22 protein-coding genes are annotated in these 20,940 nt (G+C 41.7%); 15 read left to right on the top strand and 7 right to left on the bottom strand.

What is annotated here, in order from left to right:
• The first annotated feature begins 65 nt into the window (after nucleotides 1-65).
• From ACKTT2_RS09870 to ACKTT2_RS09860, 3 genes are read left to right on the top strand one after another with little or no spacing between them, the layout of a single operon-like run.
• Nucleotides 66-245 carry a hypothetical protein gene (locus ACKTT2_RS09870; RefSeq protein WP_407886178.1) on the top strand — a complete coding sequence of 60 codons (180 nt, stop codon included), beginning with the start codon at nucleotides 66-68 and terminating at the stop codon, nucleotides 243-245.
• 60 nt (nucleotides 246-305) lie between these two features.
• Nucleotides 306-536, top strand: coding sequence for a type II toxin-antitoxin system HicA family toxin (locus tag ACKTT2_RS09865; RefSeq protein WP_407886176.1), 231 nt, complete (start codon nucleotides 306-308; stop codon nucleotides 534-536).
• A complete protein-coding gene (locus ACKTT2_RS09860) occupies nucleotides 533-763 on the top strand; it encodes a type II toxin-antitoxin system HicB family antitoxin (protein WP_407886174.1) in 231 nt (76 codons plus the stop codon). The genes ACKTT2_RS09865 and ACKTT2_RS09860 overlap by 4 nt, the downstream gene beginning before the upstream one ends.
• A gap of 131 nt (nucleotides 764-894) precedes the next feature.
• Here ACKTT2_RS09860 and ACKTT2_RS09855 read toward each other — a convergent pair whose 3' ends face one another.
• From ACKTT2_RS09855 to ACKTT2_RS09840, 4 genes are all read right to left on the bottom strand, one after another.
• Nucleotides 895-1,482 (bottom strand): FHA domain-containing protein, encoded by a 588-nt coding sequence (locus ACKTT2_RS09855; protein WP_407886173.1) that lies wholly within the window; start codon nucleotides 1,480-1,482, stop codon nucleotides 895-897.
• Nucleotides 1,460-3,586, bottom strand: coding sequence for a substrate-binding domain-containing protein (locus tag ACKTT2_RS09850; protein WP_407886171.1), 2,127 nt, complete (start codon nucleotides 3,584-3,586; stop codon nucleotides 1,460-1,462). The genes ACKTT2_RS09855 and ACKTT2_RS09850 overlap by 23 nt, the downstream gene beginning before the upstream one ends.
• A 271-nt stretch (nucleotides 3,587-3,857) precedes the next feature.
• On the bottom strand, nucleotides 3,858-4,535 hold the full coding sequence (locus ACKTT2_RS09845; protein ID WP_407886169.1) for a response regulator: 678 nt from the start codon (nucleotides 4,533-4,535) through the stop codon (nucleotides 3,858-3,860).
• 128 nt (nucleotides 4,536-4,663) lie between these two features.
• Nucleotides 4,664-5,779 carry a sensor histidine kinase gene (locus ACKTT2_RS09840; RefSeq protein ID WP_407886167.1) on the bottom strand — a complete coding sequence of 372 codons (1,116 nt, stop codon included), beginning with the start codon at nucleotides 5,777-5,779 and terminating at the stop codon, nucleotides 4,664-4,666.
• A gap of 353 nt (nucleotides 5,780-6,132) precedes the next feature.
• On the opposite strand from ACKTT2_RS09840, the gene ACKTT2_RS09835 reads away from it, so the two are divergent.
• The 11 genes from ACKTT2_RS09835 (at nucleotide 6,133) to ACKTT2_RS09785 (ending at nucleotide 16,086) form a co-directional block, all read left to right on the top strand.
• The gene (locus ACKTT2_RS09835; protein ID WP_407886165.1) at nucleotides 6,133-6,999 is read left to right on the top strand and encodes a Pvc16 family protein; all 867 of its coding nucleotides are present in this window, start codon (nucleotides 6,133-6,135) and stop codon (nucleotides 6,997-6,999) included.
• Nucleotides 7,000-7,074: 75 nt separating this feature from the next.
• Nucleotides 7,075-8,736 carry a phage tail sheath family protein gene (locus tag ACKTT2_RS09830; protein ID WP_407886163.1) on the top strand — a complete coding sequence of 554 codons (1,662 nt, stop codon included), beginning with the start codon at nucleotides 7,075-7,077 and terminating at the stop codon, nucleotides 8,734-8,736.
• 44 nt (nucleotides 8,737-8,780) lie between these two features.
• Nucleotides 8,781-9,236, top strand: a complete 456-nt coding sequence (locus ACKTT2_RS09825; RefSeq protein WP_407886161.1) for a phage tail protein — start codon at nucleotides 8,781-8,783, stop codon at nucleotides 9,234-9,236.
• Nucleotides 9,237-9,399: 163 nt separating this feature from the next.
• The gene (locus ACKTT2_RS09820) at nucleotides 9,400-9,882 is read left to right on the top strand and encodes a phage tail protein (protein WP_407886159.1); all 483 of its coding nucleotides are present in this window, start codon (nucleotides 9,400-9,402) and stop codon (nucleotides 9,880-9,882) included.
• Nucleotides 9,883-9,893: 11 nt separating this feature from the next.
• Nucleotides 9,894-10,241 (top strand): hypothetical protein, encoded by a 348-nt coding sequence (locus ACKTT2_RS09815; RefSeq protein WP_407886157.1) that lies wholly within the window; start codon nucleotides 9,894-9,896, stop codon nucleotides 10,239-10,241.
• A 28-nt stretch (nucleotides 10,242-10,269) separates the two neighbouring features.
• Entirely contained in the window at nucleotides 10,270-10,650 is a 381-nt protein-coding gene (locus ACKTT2_RS09810) for a phage tail assembly protein (protein WP_407886154.1), read from the top strand.
• A gap of 14 nt (nucleotides 10,651-10,664) precedes the next feature.
• Nucleotides 10,665-10,790 (top strand): DUF6760 family protein, encoded by a 126-nt coding sequence (locus ACKTT2_RS09805; RefSeq protein WP_407886152.1) that lies wholly within the window; start codon nucleotides 10,665-10,667, stop codon nucleotides 10,788-10,790.
• Between the two features lie 154 nt (nucleotides 10,791-10,944).
• The gene (locus tag ACKTT2_RS09800; protein ID WP_407886150.1) at nucleotides 10,945-12,627 is read left to right on the top strand and encodes an FHA domain-containing protein; all 1,683 of its coding nucleotides are present in this window, start codon (nucleotides 10,945-10,947) and stop codon (nucleotides 12,625-12,627) included.
• Nucleotides 12,628-12,704: 77 nt separating this feature from the next.
• Nucleotides 12,705-14,747 carry a sensor histidine kinase gene (locus ACKTT2_RS09795; RefSeq protein WP_407886147.1) on the top strand — a complete coding sequence of 681 codons (2,043 nt, stop codon included), beginning with the start codon at nucleotides 12,705-12,707 and terminating at the stop codon, nucleotides 14,745-14,747.
• 121 nt (nucleotides 14,748-14,868) lie between these two features.
• On the top strand, nucleotides 14,869-15,918 hold the full coding sequence (gene selD / locus ACKTT2_RS09790; protein WP_407886145.1) for a selenide, water dikinase SelD: 1,050 nt from the start codon (nucleotides 14,869-14,871) through the stop codon (nucleotides 15,916-15,918).
• A 3-nt stretch (nucleotides 15,919-15,921) separates the two neighbouring features.
• Nucleotides 15,922-16,086: a hypothetical protein gene (locus ACKTT2_RS09785; RefSeq protein WP_407886143.1), complete on the top strand. Its 165-nt coding sequence runs from the start codon at nucleotides 15,922-15,924 to the stop codon at nucleotides 16,084-16,086.
• Here the strand turns inward: ACKTT2_RS09785 and ACKTT2_RS09780 are convergent.
• From ACKTT2_RS09780 to ACKTT2_RS09770, 3 genes are all read right to left on the bottom strand, one after another.
• The gene (locus ACKTT2_RS09780; RefSeq protein WP_407886141.1) at nucleotides 16,083-17,849 is read right to left on the bottom strand and encodes a Rieske (2Fe-2S) protein; all 1,767 of its coding nucleotides are present in this window, start codon (nucleotides 17,847-17,849) and stop codon (nucleotides 16,083-16,085) included. The two genes, ACKTT2_RS09785 and ACKTT2_RS09780, sit on opposite strands and share 4 nt — an antisense overlap.
• 113 nt (nucleotides 17,850-17,962) lie before the next feature.
• The gene (locus tag ACKTT2_RS09775; protein WP_407886139.1) at nucleotides 17,963-18,418 is read right to left on the bottom strand and encodes a DMT family transporter; all 456 of its coding nucleotides are present in this window, start codon (nucleotides 18,416-18,418) and stop codon (nucleotides 17,963-17,965) included.
• Nucleotides 18,419-18,809: 391 nt separating this feature from the next.
• Nucleotides 18,810-20,522, bottom strand: a complete 1,713-nt coding sequence (locus tag ACKTT2_RS09770; protein WP_407886137.1) for an ABC transporter ATP-binding protein/permease — start codon at nucleotides 20,520-20,522, stop codon at nucleotides 18,810-18,812.
• Between the two features lie 246 nt (nucleotides 20,523-20,768).
• Here ACKTT2_RS09770 and ACKTT2_RS09765 point away from each other — a divergent pair.
• Nucleotides 20,769-20,940, top strand: a 172-nt coding sequence (locus ACKTT2_RS09765; protein ID WP_407886213.1) for a histidine phosphatase family protein, incomplete at its 3' end; no start/stop codon positions are given.

Raw genomic sequence — 20,940 nt, 5'->3', positions numbered from 1 at the left:
ATCGGAATCGGGCAAACTAACCAAGAGAATATCACCTCTTGCCATCTAACTCTCCTGAGATGTCAGTGCTAATTCCGTATTCAGCCAATCCTCATCACTTGCTGCTTCCCAAGCCGCAAACTCTTGAGCCAGTTCATCAGCGGAATTCTACCCAAGCGTTGGAGCCAACAGTGCTACAATCTCGTTACTCACAGAATGCCCGTGTGCCTGCAATGCCTTTCTCTTTGACCCGCGATCGAACTTAAACTTATTAGCCTTGAGCAGCGATGAGAGTCAAATCATTAAATCATTAGTGGTGAGGGACAATGCCCAAGAAAATCAGAGAATTGAAGGCAATGGTGGCAAAAGCAGGTTATATTCTTCAATCAGGTCGCGGTAAAGGAAGTCATACCTTTTGGAAACATCCGTTACTACCTAAAAAACCCTTAACCATTCCTGGCAAAGATGGAGATGATGCTCCGCTATATTTAGAGAAGAGCATTCAAAAAGTGCTGAGAAAACTGGAAGAGATTGAAAACGAGGAAGGTGAGGGATGAGCTATCGTTATAGCATGGTGATTCAGTGGTCAGAGGAGGATCAACTTTTCTTAGTCCACTTGCCTGAGTTTCCTTGGCAGCAGTTTCATACGCATGGCAAAACTTATGAAGAAGCTGCTAAAAACGGTCAGGAAGTAATTGAGGCTTTCATTGAGATCCTGATTGAGGAGGGAGAGCCATTACCAGAACCTAGGATGCTTCCCTCAAAGCCGTTGCAAGTCGCCTAGTTAATTGAGCGCAATCGCGCTTACAACTCAAATCGGAGGTGCGATCGCTCATCCATAAGCAATTGCTAACTCAATCAAGTGCTTAAGTATTTTCAAAACGTCATACAAGTTATTTTTTTGATTGTTAAATTTTAGGCTACCACCACGGTAAACCGCACCAAACCCTCCTGACCGAGTTGCAATGAATCACCGTGATTCAACCGATAAGGAACTCCAGGAGCAAGCATATTACCGTTGAGATAAGTGCCGTTACGGCTGTTGTCATCTAAGATCGTGTAGGAATTTTGATTCCAATCCCAATGCACTCGTGCGTGCGCTCGCGAAACTATCCCTTCATCGGGAATACCTACTAGGTCAATCTCTGGGACTGTTCCATGAATTTGCGATCGCCTCCCAATACAACCCCCTTCTCCACGCAAATAAAACTCTTGCCCTGTTGTATGAACCAGTTTTAGTACTGGTAGCACAGGACGTTGTGGCGAGGGTGGAATCTGCTGTCCGTAGGAAGGGCGAGGCTGATAATTCGTTTGCTCTGCTGGCTCCCGATATTGCTGTGTAGAGGACGGCATCTTGAACTGGGGCTGTGGCTCTTTAGACTGGGCTGGTGCAGCAATTGCGTTACCTAATGGGTTGCCACAAAGGGGACAGACTTTGGCATTGTCGGGCAAGTTACGGTTAAAATACTCGCAACTGGGGTTAAGGCAGGGATTTGCAGCCATGAGTCGTTCGATCGTCTTTAGGTATCATCTGTAGAGGAACTAGCCCTACTTTTTCTAGCAAGCATTGACCCTGACGAGTAGTTAGCATTTCGGCAAATTTTGAACCGATGCTTGGCAGACTGTTATCCTTAGGATACACTACATTCAAAGAATAACCTAAAGGATAGTGACCCGTGCTAAAACTTTCAACATCAAAATAATAGGGTCTTCTGTCACACAAATTCACTTCTGGATTGATAGGCTCTCCATTAGGCTGCAAGAGAGGTTGGATTTCACGGTTATTATCATTTACTATAGCCAAAGGGTAACCATTGCATTGCTTCCAAGTTTTGCTAAGAATACCAAAACCGATAATTCCAGCTTCCTTTTTCTCGAATTTAGCCCTGATTTGCTTTTGGGTTTTCTCCGTTATTTCGGTAAATGGCTTGGTAATTTCTTTATACAAAGCAATTTGCTGTGGGTCGTCTTTTAAAACTTGCTGTTGAAATAAACGCACTGCTTCCGGTTCTGTGGGAGCATAAGGTTGTATGGGAAGATCTAAACCACCAAGTTCTCGCCAGTTAGTAATTTTGCCTGTATAGATTTGATGTAATTGTTCCAAACTAATTCTGCCTTTCAGTACTTTAACAGGAGCCAAGTCATCCTTATTAGAGGCAACAAATACTAGAATTCCGTCATAAGCAATGGGCTTGCTCTCTAATTCTTCATCTACGTTTAAAGATGTCATGGCAAAATATGCTTGACAGTTTTGTTTTACTTTATACTCTTCTCTACAGCTTCGCACTTTTTTTATTGGCACGCTTACAGTAGTGACATCTGAAGACGGTACAGATTGGTAGCCCAATGTTACATATGACTTGGGCTTGCTCAAAGTTTCTTCAAGAGTACCGCTTTCTGGTTTTTGTTTTAACACCGTACTCCACGTACTGTTGTTCTCTCCGGTATAAACAAATTCTCCTTCAGGAACATTGCTGACCTCGGAAAATCTCGTTAGAAGTTTACACCACTGTCCGCAGGTTTGCGAACTAGGATTTGATTTGAGGAAATACCAAATTCCTCCTCCAAGTAAGAGCAAAATTAAAATTCCTAACAAAATGAAAGGCGAGCGCCACTTTTTCTCTGGCTGTTCTAAATCTGTTGTCAGAGCTTTATTGCTTGCTGGATCTTCTTTTGGAAGTTGCAGCAATGCTTGGCGGGCTGCTTCAGCACTCTCAAAAGGTCGATCTAATCCAATAAGACGATAAAGAAACTGCTTTAGGTGGGGATCTGAAGAATGCCAATTTTGAGCATTTCTCGGATTGAGGGGTTGACCAGAGCTATCTACAGCTTTTCCTACCCACAAATAAAAAGCGACTAGTCCTAATGCCACTAAATCTTCTTCAAGTTGGGGTTTTACAACTTTAGTAGGGGGTGGGTTAAATAGGCTTTCCCAAATAGCTAAATCATCAAGATATATATAAAACTGCTGGTTATTCTCTATTTGAATTAAAATACTCTCTAAATTGAGGTTACCATGAGCTATCCCGCGTTGTACTTGATTTGAGGGAAAGCGTAGCGATGAGGTGTGAAGAAACTGTAGAGTTTGTAGGGTTTGGTCGAGTACCTGGCGCACTTGTGGTGCATCCATTGCTCCTTTATTTATCAGGTATTGATTTAAAGTCTGAGATGCTTCTACCCCTTTGGTAATTAAATAACAGCGCTCTAAACGCTCGTCAGCGATCGCTTCCCATGGCTGGTTCAAGCGAAAGTTTTGGTTTCTCCCATCTGCAAGACTGACTCCCGCCACTTGCAGAAAAGTTTGTTTGCGCTGACGTGTCTCTTCAGTATTAAAACAACGATTGGGTAGGAGATATTCTTTAATGATTACAGGTTGGCGATCGCTCACTTGTACCCCAGAATATAACCGTCCCATTGAGCGCGTATACAAAAAATTGATAACTTGATAAGTCCCTCGATTACCCTTAATTTCTGAATTTTGCGCTAAGGTGGCTGGAAAACCACATTCCAGACAAAGTTTAGCTCCTGCTACTTCTTGCGCTGTATACAAGGGGCGATCGCAAGTTAACGGTGCATTCCGCGAACAAAAATATTCTTTAAACAACACTTAAAAACTCCTAAAGAGATTGTTAGTTGTTAGTTGTTAGTTGTTAGTTGTTTAATGTAACTTGTTATTTGTCCTTTGTTATTGGTCATTTGTCATTACTCCCTTTCCGCTCTAAAATTACCGCTCTTAGTAGGGTGGGCACTGCCCACCAAAGCGCGAACGGTTGGCAGTGCCCACCCTACCTGTTTAGGTAATCTTTTGGCGGTTCGGGAGTAATTGATTACTACCAACCACCAACGACTAACTACTATCAACTAACAATTAACAATTATTAAGCCTGAACTAGCCCTAATTTCAAAGCAGCTACAATAGCTTGAGTACGGCTAGTCACTTTCAACTTTTCAAAAATATTGGTTAAATGAGCTTTAACAGTAGCTACAGTAATATATAAACGTTTAGCTATTTCTTCATTAGAAGCACCTTGTGTTAACAAACTTAAAACCTCTTGTTCTCTTTCTGTTATATGGACTTTTTGTCTTGCTTGTAAACTAGACTCGGAATATGCTTGGAAACAACGAAAAAATTTACTTGCAACATCTGAAGGTAGATATATTTCAGATTTTATTACGGTGGTAATAGCCTCATGTAATTGAGTTACCAAACGATTTTTATAAACGTAACCAGCGGCTCCTGCTTGCATTGCACGGAAGATCCAGTCATCTTCTTGATGCGCTGACAATACTAAAGTTTTACCATTATAAGAAATTTCTTTTAAATTTGAAAGGAATGTAATTCCACTACCTCCTGCTAATTCCATATCAAGCAAAATTAAGTTTGGATGTTTTTGGATTGTAAGTTTTAATGCTTGTTCTGGTGAAGTAGCTTCACCCACAATCTCTAATAATAATGCTTGATTTGTACTATAAAAGTTAAGCAATATTTGCAACCCTTGGCGAAAACGTTGTTCGTCATCTACTAATAAAACAGAAATTTTTTGAGAATTGGACATACTTTTCTATAAAACTCTTATTTAATTTTTCAAATGTACGTGGGTTGGACATTGCCTACATAATGCTTTTGGTAAGCAATACTCGCATGATGCTTTTGGTGGGCAATGCCCACCCTACTTGACTTTTGTTACAAAATCTTATTTCGGGGTAATATTAAAGAAAATTGAGCACCTCCAGTTGGCAAATTTTGACCCCAAATACTTCCTTGATGGTCAAGAATAATTTTCTTGGCAATGGTCAAACCTAGCCCCGTACCTCCAGCACGCCGCGAATAAAAAGGAGTAAATATCTTTTGCAAATCTTGCTGTGACAGTCCCGAACCCTGGTCACTTATTTTAATAAGTACTTCACTTTGAAAAACTTGCCAACTACAAGTAATAGTTCCATACTGAGGACTAAAGTAAACAGCATTACTAAGTAAATTTTCAAAAACCTGCTTCATTTGTAAATAGTCTATTTCCAAAAAATTAGAACTATTAGGCAAACAGATTTGTAGATGCTTTTGATTAATTAAAGGCTGTAACCCTTTGACACTATCTAAAACTAAAGTACGCAAATCCTGAAGACTGACTCTTAATTTTGTACTTTGACCGCAATAAATCAATTCCGTAAGATTATTATCTAGTTCTTGTATACTTTCACAAATAATTGATGCTTGTTCTTGCCAAAAATCATTTTTTAATCCTAAATATAAATTTTGTGCATACAGACCAATTAATCCTAAATTGTTACGTAATTGATGTCCCGCACGTTGAATTATCTGCTCAAGCAATTGAATTTCGGATTTGTGTTGCTCGCACTCCCAATAAAGGTCTAAATAATTGTTCAGTAAAATAGCACATTGCTTTACATAATTTTGCAAACTAACTGGTAAAGTTGCTTCTGTTAATATTTGAATATACTCAGGTTGTTGATTCCTATATCCTATGGTACAAATATAAGAATTGGCAGCAAAAAACAAATTGACTTCATGTAATGTTAAAACAGGAGGTAATTCTAACAACCACTCTTCTGACTTTAAATACGCTAAGGTATTGTGAGAAAAAGAAGGTTGCGATCGCGCATAGTTAATAACTTCCTGATGAGTTTTACTTATTGGATCGTAATAAACAATCCGAGCGAAAACAATAGGAGATTGAATGGTTAACTGTTCTATTTGTACCTGACAGAAACTTTGAAGTTTTGAAGACAGCAAAGATTTAGAACCAGCCATTATGCATGGGACGGAGGAGCCTATTACCATAGCTAAACTCACTACTTAATTTGTTAAGCCGATATTTCGTATGATTTTTTACTTAACGATAAATGCCCCGCTCTCAATTAAAATAAACTCTAGCCGGATAATATTTAGTTTTTGTCACAATACTACTTAAGTATAGTCTAGAGAAATTATACAGTCTATATAAGTTTTGTATCTGCTAATAAGTGGTTTTTTTAAAAAAACTTAATAATGTGACTCATTTTTATACAGTATAAATACTAATTACCCTTAGCCAGTATTTTTTCTTATGGAGCAAACCTCGACAAAAGTCTAATTACCTTCAACTATTAAATGGATTTAGTCTAAGAGCATCTCCATGGTTCTGTGACAGCTTCATGCTTATCTCTCTTCTTCATACACTATCGTCTATCTTAGCTGGAGGAACTTCCCTCAATAGTACCGAGCAAATTGACTTTAGTCGTCCAGGAAGTCGTAGGGACGAGAGCAGTGGACCTGTTGTCAATTTGTACTTTTATGACATTCGCGAAAGTAAGCAAGTACAACATTCTGGTAGGCAAGTAGAGCGAAAAGTTACACAATCTGGCTTACAACCTGTTTCTGTGACTTGGCCTCCGAGTTGGTTTGATGTGTCGTTAATGTTAACGGCTTGGGATAGTACGACTTTAGGCGAACATCGGCTTTTAACTGAAGCATTAACCTTGCTGCTACGCCATCGATCGCTACGTGAGGAATTTTTAGCTCCTGAATTGCGTGGTTATGGTAATTTATCCTTGGCGGTGTCTGTGGAATCACAAGTTGAAGTAGGTTCTTTATGGAGCGCTCTCAATGTTCCCTTGCGTCCAGCCTTGTACATAACAGTTACAGTACCTTTTGAACCACAAAGTACTTCCATACCTTTGGTTTGGGAGCGAGTTATTAGCGTGCATGACAATCTGCAAAAAAATGGCAATGGTAATAGCAAAGTATTAAATAAGCGGGTAGCGATCGCTGGTATTGTCAAAGATGCAGTTACAAAGCAGCCGCTTGCTAAAACAGAAATTAAAGTTAATGGGGTCGAAAAATTAGCAATTAGCGATCGAGAAGGGCTGTTCTTTTTTGAAGATTTAAGACTGGGCAATTATGTATTATTGCTTACTTGTTCTGGTTACCAACCTCAAACCTGCAATGTCCTAATAGATAGCTCAAATTATACAGTTAAAGAAATCTTACTCACACCCACCTCAGTCATTCAGAAAAACTAACCGGGCAAACATCCCTACTGCCAAAATCCCCAATCGCCAATCCCTAATCCCTAATTCCCTTAAGGAGAGACTTTCATGGCAAGACTTGATTACAAAGCTCCTGGTGTTTACATTGAAGAAATAGACAGAGGGAGCCGACCGATAGAAGGTGTTAGTACAGCAATAGCCGGATTTGTAGGCTTTACAGAAGATGTGCGTGGCGGGGCTGAGTTGTTTAAGCCTATGTTAGTCACCAATTGGACGCAATATCTCAACTACTTTGCTCGTAACAACTCTGACGGCTTTACTGACTTCAATGCCTATTTACCTTTTGCAGTTTACGGCTATTTCATGAATGGTGGTGGTCGTTGCTGGATTACCAGTATTGGTACTCAATTACCAGCCGCTTCGAGAGCTGCTGCACCAGAGGCTCCGTCCATACAAATTACTGGTCGAGGAAATCGTCCTTCCCTCACCTTTACCCTACGCTCCGAACAGGTAGCTCTTGGGGCGGTTAGTATTGCGATTGATGACAGTACGCCCCTCCCCCTTCCTGAAGGTACTGAAGGAGAAGCACCACCAAACACGGGTGAGTATTTTACAGTGCAAATTCGTCGCGGTGAGGAAGTTCTAGAACAGTACGAACACTTGAGCATGAACCGCGAACTAGCACCGAGTGTAGCAACCTATGCGATCGCAGCTTTACGAAACTCCTTGTATGTCAACGTCACGGACTCCTCGCAATCTGGACAACCTCTGGCGCGACGACCTGCAAATGGTCAGTATGAGCTAACACCTGCACTTGTCACCTCTTCACCAGATCGTTTTTCACAAGATGTCGAGGGAGTACGAGACGATCGCACAGGCGTGCGCGGTATTTTCGAGATTGATGAAATCACCATGCTAGCTTGTCCCGATCTCATGCGGGCTTATGAAGTTGGAGTGATGAACTTAGAGCAAGTCCACGGCATCATGGAACTCATGATTAGCATGTGTGAAGGTTCTGCTAGTGGTGATATTCCCAATCCACCCAATCGCATGGTTGTACTCGACCCACCACACGATCGCGTCAAACCCCAAGAAGTTGTTGATTGGCTGCAAAGAAGCTTCAACCGTCGCTCAATGTTTGCCGCACTGTATTACCCCTGGATTAAAGTTCCTAACCCGCGTAACGGTGGTAGACCAATACTTGTACCTCCATGCGGTCATATTATGGGTGTTTGGGGAAGAACAGATGAAACCCGAGGAGTTTATAAAGCACCTGCAAACGAAGTCCCAAGAGGCGTAATCGGCTTGAGCTATGATATCAATTTTCGCGAACAAGAACTCTTAAACCCCCTCGGTATTAACTGCATTCGTAACTTTCCCAATCGAGGTATTCGCATCTGGGGAGCACGTACCTTAGTTGAACCCGATAAAACTGAGTGGCGTTATATTAGTGTGCGTCGGTTGTTTAGCTACATTGAAAAATCCATAGAATTAGGTACGCAATGGGCAGTCTTTGAACCCAATGACGAAGACTTGTGGGCAAGAGTGCGGCGTACCGTCAACAACTTCCTGGAACGTCTGTGGCGTGAAGGAGCTTTATTTGGAGCAACACCAGAGCAAGCATTCTATGTCAAATGTGATGAAGAATTGAACCCTCCAGAAACCCAGATACTCGGTCGTTTGTATATTGAAGTCGGTATTTGCCCCGTAAGACCCGCCGAGTTTATCGTCTTCCGTATTAGTCAATGGAATGGTATTGACGACGAGTAGCAGCATTATCCCATTAATCCAATTAATTCATTAGGAGTCCAAACATGGCTGGCGAATATTTGACCGCTTGTAAATTCTACTTTGAGGCAGATCAAATTACTGATAAATTTATCAAAGAAATTAGTGGACTTGGAATTGAAAATACTCCATCTCAAGAAATTCACGGTTCCAGTAAAGATGCTAGGATTAGACGTCAAGCTACTCCTACAGTAGTAAAATTTACCAACATTACACTCAAAGTGATCGCAACTGTCGATAAAGACCTTTATGACTGGTACCAGAAGTGTAACGAAGATATGGGAGATCCTCGCAATTGGTCTCAGAATCGTAAAACTGCTTCAGTAGTTGCTTACGATCAGAACAGCAAGGAGCAGGCACGGTGGAATATTATCAATTGCTACCCATGCAAATATACAGGTCCTACCTTAACTGCTTCTGGTGGCGATATGGCTAATGAAACCATAGAGTTGGTTCATGAAGGCATCAAACGTGTTAAATGAATAATACTCAGAGATAATTTATAAGATATCGTAGGTTGGGTTGAGGAACGAAACCCAACATTGAAACCCAACATTGAATCAAATTGTTAGGTCTCGTTCCTCAATCCTTCTTCACCAGATGTGTATTTCATGCCCAAGTAAAGTGTTGCAGGAGTGACAAACAGTGCCAACAAACGAACTTCCAGAAATTCTCACAGCATCTCGTTTCTATCTCGGATTAACACTTGATGGCTCTACAATCGATTGTCACTTTTTGGAGTGTCGGGGGTTTCAAGTAACTCAAGCTCCCATCGAAATCTGTGAAGTGACCGCCAACAAAGGGGGAGGTGCAGCACAGAAAGCACAGGTAGTGAGAACTAAACTTCCTGGCAATGCCAAAATTGGTAATCTCACCCTACGTAGAGGTATGACTAGTTCTATGGAGCTTTGGAATTGGGTTCAATCCATCCAAATGGGTAATTGGGCTAAGCAACGCCGACTAGTTGCTTTGTCTATTTATAATCAAGCAAGCGTTGAAATTGCAAGATTTGAATTAACAGGGGCTTGGGCTAGTAGTTACAAAATTACTGATGTTAATGCCCGCAGTACAGAAATAGAAATTGAGGAAGTCGAAATTGCTTTCGAGGAATTTAAAAGAGTGAAGTAGTGGGAAGCTATATGTTTCAAACCGAGTTTGAATTTACATTACCTAAAGGCTACCTAGATCCTGATGGTAATCTCCATCGCAAAGGAATCATGCGGCTAGCTACTGCCATAGATGAAATATCTCCTTTGCGCGACCCTCGTGTTAAGTCAAACCCTGCTTATGCTACGATAATTATCCTGTCTCGTGTCATTACCTGTTTGGGAGCATTATCTGAAGTAACTCCTCTGGTAGTAGAAAATTTTTTTGCTCAAGATTTAAGTTACCTACAAGACTTTTATCGTCACATTAATGGCTTGGAAAATAATACCACCATTACAGAAAACACTGTTAACAGTTCTGAAACTATAGTTATCAGTTAAATAATTAATTCTTTATCTTTAACTATGTATGAGTCGTAAGGATTCTCTCTGCACTGAATTTGCTTTTACCCTCCCCAAAGGTCTAGTCGATACCAAAAACCGAGTCCATCGTCAGGGAGTTATGCGTCTAGCAACTGCATTAGATGAAATATTAGTACAAACAGAGCGTAAAGTTCAAGAAAATTCCGCTTATGGAGTCTTAGTAATGCTTTCACGGGTAATTACTCGTTTAGGTAGCCTTACTTCTGTTAGTCCTAATTTACTCGAAGGGCTTGTAGTTAGTGACTTGGCTTATCTTAGAGAATTTTACAATCGAGTTAACCAACAAGGAAACGCTCATATTCCCACTCAATGTCCCCATTGCAATACTGAATTTTCAGTGGAGCTAGAACTAGCGGGGGAGTCATAAGCTACCCCTCGGATATGTTGTATGAGGAGGTAGCGTTTATTGCTTACCACTTTCACTGGTCGCAAGATAATATTCTCAATTTAGAACACTCTACCCGTCAACGTTGGGTAGCAGAAATCAATAAAATTAATCAAAAGTAGATATAGCGTTTCCTAATCTGCTGAGGTACAAATTTATCTGCGTCCATCCGCTACAGGCTGCGGTTAATTATTTCTTTATATACCTCATGAATCTGGAAATTGCTATAAAAAACTTTCAAATTTTACAAAAACTCTCATCACTAAAATTGTTATTATGAAAGTAAAAGTTCTTAATTCACAAACACTCAATGAAGTCAAGGAACTTAACTTAGCTCTAGCAACCAGAGTAGCAGGTGAATGCATAGTTGGTCGTTCTCCTAATGCGGATTTAGTCATAGACAGCCCTGATGTCAGTCGGTTGCATGGTAAGTTTTTGTATCAAGAGGGAGAGTACTACTTCTACGATTTAGGTAGTAGAAATGGTTCAATAGTTAATGGCCATCTGGCTCAGACCAATCAAAGCTACAAATTAAAGGTAGGGGACATTATTCGCATGGGTGAATTTGTTCTCATGATGGAAGAAATTAATTTAGTCCCTGAAGATTTACCAGAAACAGTCTGTAAAAGTTTAGATGCTACAGTAATATCGGGTTGGCGCGAAGCTGCAAGATTAGAGAATTATGAAGTAGCCGAGCCACCTCAAGAAGTTGTTAATGATGTATCAGATTCTTTAGAAAATTTAGCACCAGAAAAAGTCACTGAATTCCCTGCTTCAAATATTCAATCTACAAATAACATTTCTCAAGACATTAGTATTGAAGAAACAACTAGCGTTCAAGAAGTTACTTTTGTTCAAAGCCAAGAAGTAGATGAATTAAAAGAAACTAACTCCTCTGAAGTTATTAGTATAGAAGAAACTCGCGATCGCCCTTGGCGCAAGCCGTACCCGGCTTATCGCGAAGTCACTTTTGCTCAACCCTCAGAAGTGGCTGAAGCAGAGGAAATTGATACTCCTGAAGTCATGAGTGCTGAAGAAAAAACAAGTGTTCAGGAAAACACTTTTATTCAACCTCAAGAAGTAGCTAAGTCTGAAGAAATAGTAGAAAATTCAGAGATAGTCAGCGAAGTAGCTAAATCTGAGAAAATAATTCAACATTTTGAGATAGTCAGTGAAGTTCCTTTAGAAACTAATATTCAATCTTCCGAGCTATTAGAAGAAATCACAGATCCTCAAGCCACTAATATAGCTTCTCAAGTAGACCAAGAACTAGTAATTTCGGAAAACACGAATCTAGTACCTGAAGTAATTACTTCTGATACAACTACTACTCAAACACCTGAAGTAGTAGACATCTCTCAAGAATTAGCTCAAACACCTGAAGAGACAGAAAATATATCTGTACTGGTTGGTCAAGCATCTTCTGAAGAGTCTGAAACAAGCGCGTCGCGAAGCGCAAGCTGTACCCAGCTTATCGCACAACCAAATCATGTTGAATCTCCTGTTACTTCTGAACAAGCACCCGTAGCAACTTCTCAAATCTCCTCAATTATTTCTACAAAATATATAGCACTTATAGCTCATGAAAGTAAGAGAGCGGATCTGGAGCAATTTGTTGCTCAACATCAAGAGTTTTTCTCACAATACCTGACACTTGCACCTCCTTCGATTAGCGAAAGATTGGATAAACATTTAAGTACTTCTATTAAGCAAATTCCTGCTACAACATCTGGAGGATATCAAGCTATTGCTTCTATGGTTGCAAACGGAGATATTTTAGCAGTAATTTTCTTGCGAGATTTTATGACACCTCAGTCTAGTCAAGCAAATGAAGAAGCGCTGTTGAGAGTATGTAATATCAACCAAGTTCTAATTGCAACTAATGTTCCGACTGCAGAAGCGATCGTGCATTACATTAGACTTAAGTGTGAAATCGAAAGATGGCGTGCGTTCAAATAGACTTAGGAGTTAGAAAGAAGAGAGAAATGGGCATCTTAGGAGTAGTTCACATTGCTCCTGCTCCTTTCTAACTGTCCATGCCTACATTCAAACACCATCGACCAATCGCTAAAAATACTAAATTGACATGGCGATCGCTCCTTACATACAGCCAAACGAAATCCGGGCGCAACTTACTGTCTCATCTTGTTGTGGGGGGTACAGCGTTAGGGGTAAGTATTGGAGCTTTCTTCAGCTACCAGGTGATGCGAGAGCTAACGCTCTTGAACTTGCAGCAAAACGCTCTGTCAAAGGTTGAGCATGGTACTGATGAAATTGATAGTTGGTTGGCAACTCTCAAAGCTAGAGTTGAGATGTTAGCTTATACAGAGCAAGTTCGTTCGGTCAATTGGTCAGTTGCTCGGTCTTATTTAAAAGCAGAAGATGCTCGAATCGAGGATTTTTCTAGGTTCGGGCTAACTACACCGGATGGTTGGCGTAATAATACTGCTACAAACCAACGGGTAAATGTTCGAGATCGTCGGTGGTTCCAAAAGGCGATGTCGGGAGAAATTTATGTTGATGACCCGATAATTAGTCGGTCAACTGGATTTCCATCCATTATCATATCTGCTCCTATTTCAAAGAGTGGGAGTTTATCGAGTTCACCCATTGGTGTTGTGCATGGAGCGGTAAAAGTAGATCGCGTATCTCAAGCAGTCAACCGTTTAAAGTACGGTCCTGGTAGCTATGCTTTTGCCCTCACCTCTGACGGGCGAGCGATCGTTCATCCCAATGCTGCCTTAATGTCAACTGTGGAAAAACCCGCCCCTAGTTTACTAGAATCATCTGAGCCAAGTTTAGCGAAGGTTGCTCGACAGATGGTAGCGCGAAAGCAAGCCATTGAGTTAATCCAAATCAAAGCGAAGCAGTTTTATATTGCTTTTATGCCTTTAAAGAATGCTAACTGGTCGGTGGCTTTGGTGATTCCGCGTGACAATATTGAATCTAAACTGAGCTGGTTGGATGGCATTGCAGTCGCTGTTGTGAGTTTGGCGGGAATGCTGATTGCTGTTTTGGTGTACGTGCAATCCGTCGAACAATCCCGATTGAAGCGAGCTAAAGCTGAAGCGGAAACTGCCAATCAACTGTTAGAACTGAAGGTGACACAACGAACCCACGAACTAAAGCAAGCAAGCGATCGCCTAGAGCAACGAGTTGTAGAACGAACGCAGGAATTACTTGAAGCCTTAGAACACCTTGCCCAAACTCAATCTCAGTTGATACAAACTGAGAAAATGTCAAGTCTGGGGGAGTTAGTGACGGGTATTGCTCACGAAATCAACAATCCAGTGAACTTTATTCACGGTAATGTTTTTCATCTCAACGAGTACGTGAGAGATTTACTTGATGTGATTCATTTATATCAGCAAAAGTATCCACAACCCGACTTAGAAATTGAACAGACTATCGCCGATTTCGATTTAGAGTTTATCAAAAAGGACTTGCCCAAAATCCTGACTTCAATGAAGATGGGAACCGAGCGAATTCGAGAAATTGTACAGTCGCTTCGCATCTTCTCGCGCATGGATGAGGCAGAACTTAAAGCTGTTGACCTGCACGCGGGCATTGAGAGTACACTGCTAATTCTACAACATCGGCTCAAAGCCAGACCAGAGCGTCCTGAAATTGAGGTCATTAAAGATTACGGCAATTTGCCATTGGTGGAATGCTACGCCGGACAACTCAATCAAGTGTTTATGAATATCCTCACCAATGCAATTGATGCCGTGGAAGAGCATATTCGCGAGCGCACTTATCAAGAAATAGCAAACAATCCCGGTCAAATTGCGATCTGCACGGAGTGCAGCAGCGAAGCGAGCGCTTCCCAATTTTGCTCGCCTTCACAGGTAAAAATTCGCATTGCAGATAATGGTGTTGGCATGGATGAAACGGTTAGCCAGAAAATTTTCCACCCATTTTTTACAACCAAACCTGTGGGCAAAGGCAGGGGAATGGGGTTAGCTATTAGTTATCAAATCATTGTTGACAAACATAAGGGTCAGTTGGAATGTGTTTCCACACCAGGAGGGGGAACACAATTTCTCATTCAAATTCCTATCAAGCAGCAAGATCTTTAATAAATAAGTTTCCAGTCAGAGACTAGGAATGAGAGATGAAAGAGAGTCGCGATCAGGAAAATCGCAATTACTAGCACAATACAGTTATGATAGAATTACAAAACTAAGGAAACAATGAGTTATGATTCGCCTCACTCAGTACTCTCATGGTGGTGGCTGTGGCTGCAAAATTGCTCCTGCCCAATTGCAGGAAATCTTACGCAAAGTTCCCTTAAACCAAGGGTTAGAGCAACTACTAGTAGGTACTCAAACGAGTGATGATGCGGCAGTTTATCAAATAAACGATAACCAAGCCTTAGTCTTGACAACAGATTTTTTCATGCCCATTGTGGATGAACCAGTAGATTTTGGACGAATTGCAGCGACAAACGCTTTGTCTGATGTCTACGCCATGGGTGGAAAGCCAATTTTAGCTCTAGCAGTGTTGGGTATGCCAATCAACACTTTACCGATGGAAGCAATTCGAGGCATTATGCTAGGTGGAGCAACAGTTTGTCAGGAAGCAGGGATTCCACTGGCAGGTGGGCATTCTATTGATTCTCCAGAACCCATTTTTGGCTTAGTTGCTGCCGGATTAGTGCATCCAATGTCTGTGCGACGAAACGCCACTGCAAAACCAAAAGACAAGCTGATTTTGACGAAGCCTTTGGGTATTGGAGTCATGACGACAGCCCTGAAGAAAGGTAAATTGACGCCAGATGCTTACGAATCAGTTCTTAAGGTGATGACACAGTTAAATAAAGTGGGAGCTACTCTAGCAACTCATCCTGATGTTCATGCCATGACTGATGTAACGGGATTTGGGCTGCTTGGTCATTTATTAGAGATTTGCCGAGGTAGTGAAATCAGAGCTAAAATCTCATTTTCTCAGGTTCCGATTTTACCAGAAGCTAAAGCTTTAGCATCGCAAGGGATTTTTCCGGGTGCTGCAAAACGTAATTGGGACAGTTACCAGTCTGAAATTCAGCAAGCAGGGTTACGTAACTCTTTGGCTGAATGGGAAACTTTACTGCTAGCAGATCCTCAAACAAGTGGCGGTTTGTTACTTTCTGTAGCACCAGAAAGCGCTCCGGCTATTTTAGAACAACTTGTAGCTGAGGGATATGGCTTTTCTACAGTCATTGGTGAATGTACGGTAGGAGAAGTAGGCATCGAAATCAGTGACCAGTGACCAGTGACCAGTGACCAGATTCTACCTGGGAATGCCTACCTGGAGGCTCTGCCTCTTCTGCTTGAACCTAACACGCGAGGCGGAGCCTCTCGATCTGCATTCCCAGGCGGAGCCTGGGAACGAGTGGTGACCAGTGACATTCCTCAATCGCCAATCGCCAATCCCTAGTCCCCATCTTCAAACAAACGATCGCCCTTGTGCAATCGATGAGCCATGTCATAGGTTTGGGCTTGCGATCGCATGGTAGGTGAGTGTGCTGCTAAATACCGAGATGCGGCTATCAGTACGTGAATCCCATCAGGAGTATGTCCTAACAAAGAATATTGTCGGAAAGCTGCTTCTATTTCCTGAATTACGTGGAAATCTCGATTTTCTCGTAGCATTAACTTACCAAGAACTGCCATCAACCGTTCTGGTTCGCCGCCACCGTACAAGTAATGAGCGACTAACCGCCCGACTTCGTTAACTTGCTGTTGTCGATCCAACAAATCTGGGAGGCGATGGAGCAATTCGTCTGGATTTTCTACTAAGTCCTTTGGTTCTGGGAGTCGGGCTGGTGGAACATTTAGAAAACGGTTGAGATATACACTCATTGCTGCATCAAACACGCCTCGAAGTAACTCCAAAGAAGCAACACGCCGCAATCCTTGATGAACTGCATTGGCAAAGGTAAAAGGATGGTGTGCTGTATCCCAATCTCCAAAATCATTATTGGTATGAAAGCGAGCAACACGCAAAGCTGCTGCATAGCTAACAACACTTGCTAATTGCTCTTCAGTACAACCTTCTCGCAAAGCTGTTAACAGTGCATCGGCTATTGCTTGAGCATTTTCACCCAAAAGAATTGGAATTAACTGTTCTCGATTAGACCAACTTCCTTGTCGGGATTGTCCTTCCTTCAAAGCATCAGGTAACTCGTCAAATGCAGATTCCAATATGGCTACTAAATCTACTGGATAACGCCAAGAATTTGACTCCTCCATACGAGAGGCATTTGCTAAGCCAGAAATTAAACTGGCTAACACTTGCTCTGCTTGTTGCCAATTGACGGCATCTAGTGCTTCTAATGCTTTATTGATAAAATCAAGCACGTGACCGACATCAATAAAACGATGGTCTGTTGCAGCAGCAAACAACATATCTGCAATTTGCGTTTTCTCTGCACCCATATGAATTGCAGATATGATGCATCGTTCTGCTGCTTCGCTATCCCGTCTTTCAATGAATTGACGGAACCAGTTTTTAAGGGTAGTCAAGTCAACATTGGAATTGGGTAATGGGTGAACTACAAAGTGAGGCGGCGCACTTCCACTATCACGGGCTACTGCTGAAAGCCCTTGATAAAGAGCGAGAGGTCGATCTTCTGCATCTAAGTAAGGTAATAAGTTCATCATGCAGGTGTGTATTGTCAAGCCGGTACTCCAACCTTCTTTGTTGTAACGAGTGCCAAATTCTAATCCAATTCGGAATGGTTCGATAGAATCTGCTCCCATATCTAGCAAAGCTATGACAGATTTGGCAATGACAAGGGAAATACCTTGTTCTAATCCATCTTGAAGCCTCTGACGTTGATGAACGAAAGGATCTACTTGAGATGCTAAATTTACCCACACTTCGCTATCCCGAATCTCTACACGAAAGGCACGGACATCATCTGCCCAAGAATCAAATGTTCCACCACTAGCCAAATCAAAGCGAGCATAGTGCCAAGGACAAGTCACAATTCCATCTTTACAAGTACTCCCATGGAGGGGAAAACCCATATGAGGACATCGGTTATCGATCGCATAAATCTTGTTGTCCGAGTAGAAAAGTGCGATCGCATACTTGTCTACATGAACTAACACGCCACCTGCTGCTCGGACATCTGCAACAGAAGCAACACGAACATAGCAATCTTTACTTGTTATAGTGTCAAAAGTTTGTGTCATAGTTATTTGTCATTTGTTATTTGTCACTGGTCATTTGTCATCGTTTTAGAGATTTTTACACGCTTTTATCTCTTCTTTCCCACATAGCGATCGCTTATCTTAGTTACAGATATTTACTTTTTAGCAGCAGCAACGAAAGAAACCCCAATAATTACGAACATGATACCTGCAATCCGTAATGGGCTAGCTGGATATCTAGTCAATCCAATTGCACCAAAATGATCCAAAAAAAGCGCTGCAATCATCTGTCCGGCGATTGTGAGAGCCAACGTTAGTGCTGCTCCAATTTTTGGTGTGGCAAAAATAGTTGACCAGACATAAAGAGTTCCCAAACAACCGCCTATCCACATCCACCAAGAGGTTTGAGATAGTGAAGCCCAGTTAGGGCTTGGATAACGGGCAAAGAAACAAATAGCAAGCGATGCCAGAGTGCCAGCAAGATATGAAATAAAAGTCACTTGCATTGGCTGACCAACATAACGTCTCAGAAGAGTGTTAAGAGCAACCTGAACGGGTAACACAGCGCCACCAATCAATGCTGCTATCAAGTAAAAACTTCTGTCATTCATAGCATTCAGTATGACATTCAGTAAGGGATATGGGCAATTTCATACACAACTCTCAATAGACAGTCTAGGGAACTCAACTACTCCCTTCTCGCTTCTCAGGTTACCTATGAAAGTAGGGTGGGCAATGCCTCCTACAAGTATCGGTAAGTTTAGAGTGGAAAGGGAATAGTCTACTCATCACCACTTTCTAAAGTTTTTTCTTTATAAACCTCAGTCTAAACAATCAATTGGACTTTGTAAAGAGTTTTCTTTATTTTGATTCCAGCAGTTTTCACCTAAATGAACCACACCGTTGGTAGGGGCGCAATGCCTTGCGCCCCTACGGCTGTGGTCTATTTACCTGAAATTGGAATATTACCAATGAAGCTCCAGTTTCAAGGCGTGAAGGTTTCTACGCTTCGCTTTTTGCCACTTGCGATTGCTTGAGGAGCCAGTTTCGCTCTTCAGATAACTCCAATACTAATTGGTGGCGCTCTACTAAGTTCGGGCGATGACCAACACTGATAAAAGTTGTGCCAGATGTTTGCAAATGCTGATATAAGCCCTCTTCATTGTTCAGATCCAAAGCACTCGTCGCTTCATCTAAGATTGCATAAGGGGGTTTGTTGAGCAATATACGGGCGAAGGTAACACGTTGTTGCTCTCCCAAAGATAGCACAGCCGCCCAATCTTGTTCTACATCAAAACCACCGTAGCGTTCATCCAAGTCAAATAGATTCACTTGTTGCAGTACTTGTTTGAGTTCAGAGTCATTAATATCAACATCAGTATGGGGATAAAGTAACTGAGCGCGTAAGGTTCCTAAAATCATGTAAGGACGTTGCGGTAAAAATAGCATCTCATTCAGTTTTGGTCGTACAATGACACCAGTACCTGTATTCCACAACCCGGCGATCGCACGCAGCAGAGAACTCTTTCCACAGCCACTCGGTCCTGTAATCAACAGTCCTTGACGTGATGGCAACTCCACCGATAAATCCTGAATCAAAGTTCTTTGATTGTTTGGTGTTTGTAAGGTCAGGTGGGAGATAGCTAAACGGGAATCCTCTACTATATCAATAGTGGGAGTCTCATCAAGTTGCTGATTTTCTTTGTCGGGGGGTTCCAAGTACTCAGCAAAGCTATAGAGACGGTCAATCCCCGCTCCAAAAGTTGCTAGAGACTGTAAGCGAGACACTATCACGTTTAACGAGAAAAATACTCGCACAAATGCCCCTTGCGCTTCTGTAATTTTTCCCACCTCTATTTCCCCTGCAAAGACACTATGGGAAACAACCAGTGCTGGGATAATGAAGGGGATAAATTCATAAGCATTGGTCAAAACATTGAGATTGAGTTCCCACAATATCAGTTGCTTAAAATTATCAAACGCCTCCATAAATCTGTTTTTTAGCTGGTTTGACTCCTGCTGTTCCCCCCGGTAAAAGGCAATTGATTCGGCATTTTCACGGATGCGAATTAAGCCAAAGCGAAAGTTAGCTTCTTTTTTCAGTTGCTCAAAATTGAGTTGAACTAGAGGTCTACCAAAAACTCCTGTGGTCAAAATTGTACCAGCCAAGGCGTAAATAACCAGAAAAACAACCAGAGACTTGGATATTCCCCACAAAACCCCACTAAAAGCAATCACCTTGAGGATAGCTCCTACAAAGATCAGCAAAAACTTGAGAGAATCTTGAGTAAAGCTTCTGATATCCTCAGCAATCCGCTGATCGGGATTGTCAATCTCTGTATTTGAGCTATTGAGGTGATAAAAAGCGCGATTGCTGAAGTAATTATCTAGAAAACTATTCGTAAGCCACCGTCGCCAGGAAAGACCTAGACGGTCTTGCAAATAGTTGTAGCCAGCTAAAAGCGGTGCATAAAGAACCAGCACAGCAATGAAAATCTGTATAGCTAGAGCAAATCTCGGCTCATCTTTGGCTGAAAGAGCAGAAATTAAAGCCCCCTGCTGGGCGTTAAGGACAACAGCAAGACCTGTGTATGCTAGTAACAGTAGTACACAGAGCAACAGCAAACCCAGTGATGACCATTTTTCTGACCTAAACCAGTAGGGTTTGGCGATCGCCCAAAACCGTCTGAACAACTTGAAGTTAAATCTATCCATACACTCATTATGAACGAAGATCGCCTTGGAGTTGCCTATGCTCCTGCTAGGGTTGAGAACGAGTATAGAGGGGATCGCTCTGTGTTCTAACACGCGGAACAGTTCACAGGAGCATTTGTTGTTAAAAGTTTATGGTTAATTAACTTTTTTGGTTGATTACTTTGTCCTGGTGTCACACAGTCTATTGCGAGATTGATGGTATTTTATTTTTGCACACACTCGGTTATCCCAATCGCGATACAAGCTATGACACTCAATTTATATTTACTGCGACATGGAGAAACTACTTTTAGTCAAAGTGGTAATTTCTGCGGTGAAACTGATGCGGAGTTGACATCTGTTGGGATGCAGATGGCACAGAGCTTTGCCGATGTTTATCAAAAATTGAAGTGGGAAGCTGTTTATGTTAGCCCAATGA

Origin of the sequence: Scytonema hankhaensis NUACC26, from assembly GCF_045865695.1 — a bacterium.
Taxonomy (GTDB): Bacteria; Cyanobacteriota; Cyanobacteriia; order Cyanobacteriales; family Nostocaceae; genus Scytonema.
Note: the sequence above shows the minus strand (reverse complement) of the source record. Positions and strands in the feature narration are given on the sequence as shown.

Excerpts from the sequence above, each read along its gene's own strand:
- ACKTT2_RS09845 (WP_407886169.1), bottom strand. The coding sequence starts at position 4,535 with ATGTCCAATTCTCAAAAAATTTCTGTTTTATTAGTAGATGACGAACAA.
- ACKTT2_RS09865 (WP_407886176.1), top strand. The coding sequence starts at position 306 with ATGCCCAAGAAAATCAGAGAATTGAAGGCAATGGTGGCAAAAGCAGGT.
- ACKTT2_RS09770 (WP_407886137.1), bottom strand. The coding sequence starts at position 20,522 with ATGGATAGATTTAACTTCAAGTTGTTCAGACGGTTTTGGGCGATCGCC.
- ACKTT2_RS09815 (WP_407886157.1), top strand. The coding sequence starts at position 9,894 with ATGTTTCAAACCGAGTTTGAATTTACATTACCTAAAGGCTACCTAGAT.
- ACKTT2_RS09835 (WP_407886165.1), top strand. The coding sequence starts at position 6,133 with ATGCTTATCTCTCTTCTTCATACACTATCGTCTATCTTAGCTGGAGGA.
- ACKTT2_RS09860 (WP_407886174.1), top strand. The coding sequence starts at position 533 with ATGAGCTATCGTTATAGCATGGTGATTCAGTGGTCAGAGGAGGATCAA.
- ACKTT2_RS09825 (WP_407886161.1), top strand. The coding sequence starts at position 8,781 with ATGGCTGGCGAATATTTGACCGCTTGTAAATTCTACTTTGAGGCAGAT.
- ACKTT2_RS09810 (WP_407886154.1), top strand. The coding sequence starts at position 10,270 with ATGAGTCGTAAGGATTCTCTCTGCACTGAATTTGCTTTTACCCTCCCC.
- ACKTT2_RS09780 (WP_407886141.1), bottom strand. The coding sequence starts at position 17,849 with ATGACACAAACTTTTGACACTATAACAAGTAAAGATTGCTATGTTCGT.
- ACKTT2_RS09800 (WP_407886150.1), top strand. The coding sequence starts at position 10,945 with ATGAAAGTAAAAGTTCTTAATTCACAAACACTCAATGAAGTCAAGGAA.
- selD (WP_407886145.1), top strand. The coding sequence starts at position 14,869 with ATGATTCGCCTCACTCAGTACTCTCATGGTGGTGGCTGTGGCTGCAAA.
- ACKTT2_RS09855 (WP_407886173.1), bottom strand. The coding sequence starts at position 1,482 with ATGGCTGCAAATCCCTGCCTTAACCCCAGTTGCGAGTATTTTAACCGT.
- ACKTT2_RS09840 (WP_407886167.1), bottom strand. The coding sequence starts at position 5,779 with ATGGTAATAGGCTCCTCCGTCCCATGCATAATGGCTGGTTCTAAATCT.
- ACKTT2_RS09775 (WP_407886139.1), bottom strand. The coding sequence starts at position 18,418 with ATGAATGACAGAAGTTTTTACTTGATAGCAGCATTGATTGGTGGCGCT.
- ACKTT2_RS09795 (WP_407886147.1), top strand. The coding sequence starts at position 12,705 with ATGCCTACATTCAAACACCATCGACCAATCGCTAAAAATACTAAATTG.
- ACKTT2_RS09830 (WP_407886163.1), top strand. The coding sequence starts at position 7,075 with ATGGCAAGACTTGATTACAAAGCTCCTGGTGTTTACATTGAAGAAATA.
- ACKTT2_RS09805 (WP_407886152.1), top strand. The coding sequence starts at position 10,665 with ATGTTGTATGAGGAGGTAGCGTTTATTGCTTACCACTTTCACTGGTCG.